The organism is Nostoc sp. (assembly GCF_054880495.1).
Genome location: NZ_JBTYKD010000322.1, coordinates 1 through 4,043, shown reverse-complemented (window position 1 = coordinate 4,043; position 4,043 = coordinate 1). Strand labels below are relative to the sequence as shown.

The following is a 4,043-nucleotide window of genomic DNA, read 5'->3' as shown; positions in this document are numbered from 1 at the left end:
AGGGGCAACCGTCGGCTGCCCCTTCCCCACCCCCTACGTATGAGAATAATTATAATTCTTATATGTAGGCTTTTTCTATATTTTATTGTTTAGAAGTCCCTTAATGGTGTGATTTTTCCCAATCGTGACCCTCTATTTGTATATGCAGTTTATGCCACAGAAGTGGATTGCCCACCTATGTGAAACTCCGAAGAAGTGGATGTTGCTTACTACAGAAGTAGTCGCCGACACCCAGATGGCTGCCACGATTTTACGCTGGTATCAAGATCGTTGGCGAGTCGGGGAATATCACAAAATTTTGAAGTCGGGGGCTGTGGGAGCGTAGACGCGGAGCGGCTTGTCGCTAGATATCGCTCGTGCGCGGTGGTTTTCTGGAACATCGACGTAATACCGACATTGCTATCCAGGTACTGTGGCGAGGCTGGTTAAAATTGCACGATCTGTGTGAGGTTTGGCAGCTTGCGTTCTTAGACTTAACACGAAAAGTCAGCCTTAATGGTCTGTTTATTTCCGCCAAGCGGTACTATAGCAATTCCAGACCGAGCCAGGGAAGGTTATACATTAAATGATCTCGGTTTAGCTTACCTAAGTTGTTGGCAACTTCAAAGAGCATTAGAGCGCTTTCATCAGGCGCTTTCGGTTGCTGTTGAAATTGGCAACGCGCCAGCACAAGCAACTGCACTTAGCAATCTGGGTTCTACCTACAGCCGTCTTGGACGCTTTTCGCAAGCGTTAGAATATTTTGACAAAGCACTGCCAATCTTTAGGCGATCGCAAGATACTGAAAGTGAAGTTTCTACTCTTAATGATGTAGCGCTAATTTATACGCGCTTAGGAGAACCGAAACGGGCACTGTTGCTACAACACCAAATTTTGCAGATGCGGCGATTGTTAGGTGACTTTTCTGGTGAGGCAACAACACTAAATGGCATTGGGTTTGCTTACAATGTCTTAGGCAAGTTTGAGCAAGCTCTAGAATTTTTTCAGGCAGCACTTCCAATTCAACGAGCTCTCAAGATATTTGGTCGGTGAAGCAACCACTTTGAATAATATTGCCTCAATCTCTAGTGATTTAGGAAAACCGAAACAAGCGCTATTGCTCTACTCTCAAGTTCTTTTGACACGTCGAGCAATCAGCGATTGCTCTGGTGAAGCAACAACCCTTCACAACATTGGTTTTACCTACAGCACCCTAGCAGAGAATCGGCAGGCAATAAAGTTCTACAAACAAGCCATTGCGATTTATCAACAACTAGACGATTGCCTCGGAGAAATTTCAACTTTGCTAAATATGGGAAACCTTTACGCCACAACAAAACGCAAAAAAATGGCGCGATCGTGCTATCAAAATGCCTAAAAGTTAGCAGAACAAATCGAACATCACCGACTCCTGGAAAAAGTACAGCAGTTTAGAGATTCTCTGTAGTTAGATGCAGCAGGGGCACAGTATTGCTCATTGGTGTCAACTTATAATCAGGGCGAATACAATTCGCCCTTTTAATCCCAGTTAACTGTATTTTGTGTTACCGTCAGCCAGATATTGCTCAACAGGTTACGATCAATTAAGAAGTAATAATTTTTTATGGCATCGCCAGGAGTCTCTTAATGTTCATTGATGAATTGTCACCTCTATTCAGAGAATTTATCCAGCATCCAGTCTCATTTGTGGGTGGGTTATTCTCTGGTGTCCTTCGGCTCAATCTGGCAGACGATCCTGTTAAAGGCTGGCTGGATCAACAGATCCGCTCAAATAATTACACCAGCACCACAACAGACGCACATAATGGCAAAGCCACTGGGCCTCAACAGATTTCGATTGACTAAATTTTGGGGCGATCGCAAATCCGGTTAATCATTTTGTTGACACTCCCCGGCATGAAGGCACGGGGATTCTTGGCTCAACGAAACCACTTAAATTAGATTCCTTGCGTCGTCTAATCCAGAGGTGGGATTCTCCCCAAGCGTTACTTCGGGTATGCCCTACCCTAGTTGCATAACTGCAAGTCCTTTTTAGCTTGAAACAAATATGCTTCAAAAACTGATTCGTCTAGTTCTTGTGAATCTTTTACCTGCTGCCAGGAGAAAACTAGAACAATGCAGCAGAACCCCATAGATTCAATTATCAAGGTTCAGTGTCTGCGGTTTAGGCAGCAACCGGGTTTTTAGACAGGTTGATTACCCTTCCTGTTGAGATTATTTTACCACTTCAAGCCGTCCTTCTAGGACGGGGCTTTTACCCAAAATTTGGGTAAAATACCTACACTGTACCGTTCGCGGTAGCGTTCCGCAGGAAAGGTCAGTGTAGGCTTACAATGATCACTTAAGGAAATATGGAATCTCTAACCTCTCGTATGCAGGGGGTACAGTCGCCAATTATTTCTGTGGTTGGGGAACTGATTAAAAACTCTCCTGGAACAATCTCTTTAGGACAAGGTGTTGTTTCTTACAACCCACCACCAGAAGCCAGAGAATTTTTAGCCAAATTCTTCGCGGAACCCGCTAATAATTTATACAAATCAGTTGAGGGAATTCCCCCGTTGCTGACAGCACTTGCAGGAAAATTGTCAGCCTTCAACGGCATTGAAATCAATGGGGAAAACTGCATCGTTGTGACAGCAGGGAGCAATATGGGATTTATGAATGCCATTCTTGCGATCACTAACCCAGGCGATGAAATTATTCTGAATACGCCGTACTATTTCAACCACGAAATGGCGATCGCAATGGCTGGTTGTCGTGCGGTGTTAGTGGCGACGGATGAAAATTACCAACTGCGCCCAGAAGCGATCGCTCAAGCAATTACACCCAAAACACGGGCTGTAGTCACAATTTCACCAAATAATCCGACTGGAGTTGTCTATTCAGAAGCAGCATTGCGCCAAGTAAATCAAATTTGTGGTGTTCAGCGAAGCTGTGGCGAAGGCGATCGCAGCATTTACCACATCAGCGATGAAGCTTATGAATACTTTACCTATAACGGGGTAAAACACATTTCCCCTGGTGCATTTGGGAATAGTAGCGAGTACACTATTTCTCTCTTTAGCCTTTCCAAAGCATACGGTTTTGCCAGTTGGCGCATTGGTTACATGGTGATTCCCAAACATTTACTTGTCGCTGTCAAAAAAGTGCAGGATACGATTTTGATTTGTCCGCCAGTCATTTCTCAATATGCAGCTTTAGGGGCATTGCAGGCAAAAGAGGAGTATTTGAAGAGTAATATAGGAGCGTTGGCGCAGCCCGCCGTAGGCATCGCTCAAGTGCGGCAAGTAGTACTCGACTCCCTTAACCGCCTACAAGGTTTATGTAGCATTATACCCGCCAATGGCGCTTTCTATTTTTTTCTCAAAGTTAATACCCAGATGGATGCTTTTGAGTTAGTTAAAAGACTAATCCAGGAACATAAAGTAGCAGTCATTCCAGGTACAACCTTTGGCATGGATGATGGATGTTACCTACGCGTTGCCTATGGTGCGCTGCAAAAAGAGACGGCAAAAGAAGGTATACAAAGATTAGTGCAAGGTTTACAAAATATAGTTAGGAGTTAGGAGTAGAGACGCGATTAATCGCCTCTGTACAGGAGTTAGGAGTAGAGACGCGATTGATCGCGTCTGTACAGGAGTTTGGAGTAGAGACGCGATTGATCGCGTCTGTACAGGAGTTTGGAGTTGATATTTAATTTATCAGGGCGTTAGACTGTGTTGGCGTACCTCCTTTGCAATCCCAAATAGAAAATTGAACAGATGCCAATTATTAATAAGTTAATTGAAATTAAAACTGAGCCAAAAATTAATATTCATAATATCACACCACAAATAAAAGATTTTCTTGCTTCAACATCAATTAAAAATGGACAAGTTTTAATATTTTCTCGACACACAACCACAGCTTTAGCTATTAACGAAAATGAAGTCAGATTGTTAGAAGATATAAAAGTGTTCTTGCAAAAATTAGCACCGGAATCAGACTGTTACTTGCATAATGACTTGCATTTAAGAGATGTCCCGGAAAATGAGCCGATTAATGCTCACTCTCACTTAATGGCA

The 4,043-nt window shown here is 43.3% G+C and carries 3 protein-coding genes and 2 pseudogenes; all 5 read left to right on the top strand.

Translation table 11 applies throughout. The features are described 5' to 3' along the window. Window positions 1-129: 129 nt before the first annotated feature. A pseudogene (locus ACYTXL_RS28285) lies at window positions 130-464 on the top strand (hypothetical protein); the annotation flags it as partial. Window positions 465-528: 64 nt separating this feature from the next. Continuing rightward, window positions 529-1,426, top strand: a pseudogene (locus tag ACYTXL_RS28280) (tetratricopeptide repeat protein); the annotation flags it as partial. A gap of 179 nt (window positions 1,427-1,605) precedes the next feature. Continuing rightward, the gene (locus ACYTXL_RS28275; RefSeq protein WP_334791394.1) at window positions 1,606-1,824 is read left to right on the top strand and encodes a hypothetical protein; all 219 of its coding nucleotides are present in this window, start codon (window positions 1,606-1,608) and stop codon (window positions 1,822-1,824) included. A 506-nt stretch (window positions 1,825-2,330) separates the two neighbouring features. Then, window positions 2,331-3,545, top strand: a complete 1,215-nt coding sequence (locus tag ACYTXL_RS28270; protein ID WP_461927539.1) for a pyridoxal phosphate-dependent aminotransferase — start codon at window positions 2,331-2,333, stop codon at window positions 3,543-3,545. 195 nt (window positions 3,546-3,740) lie between these two features. Continuing rightward, window positions 3,741-4,043, top strand: a 303-nt coding sequence (locus tag ACYTXL_RS28265) for a YjbQ family protein (protein WP_461927538.1), incomplete at its 3' end; no start/stop codon positions are given.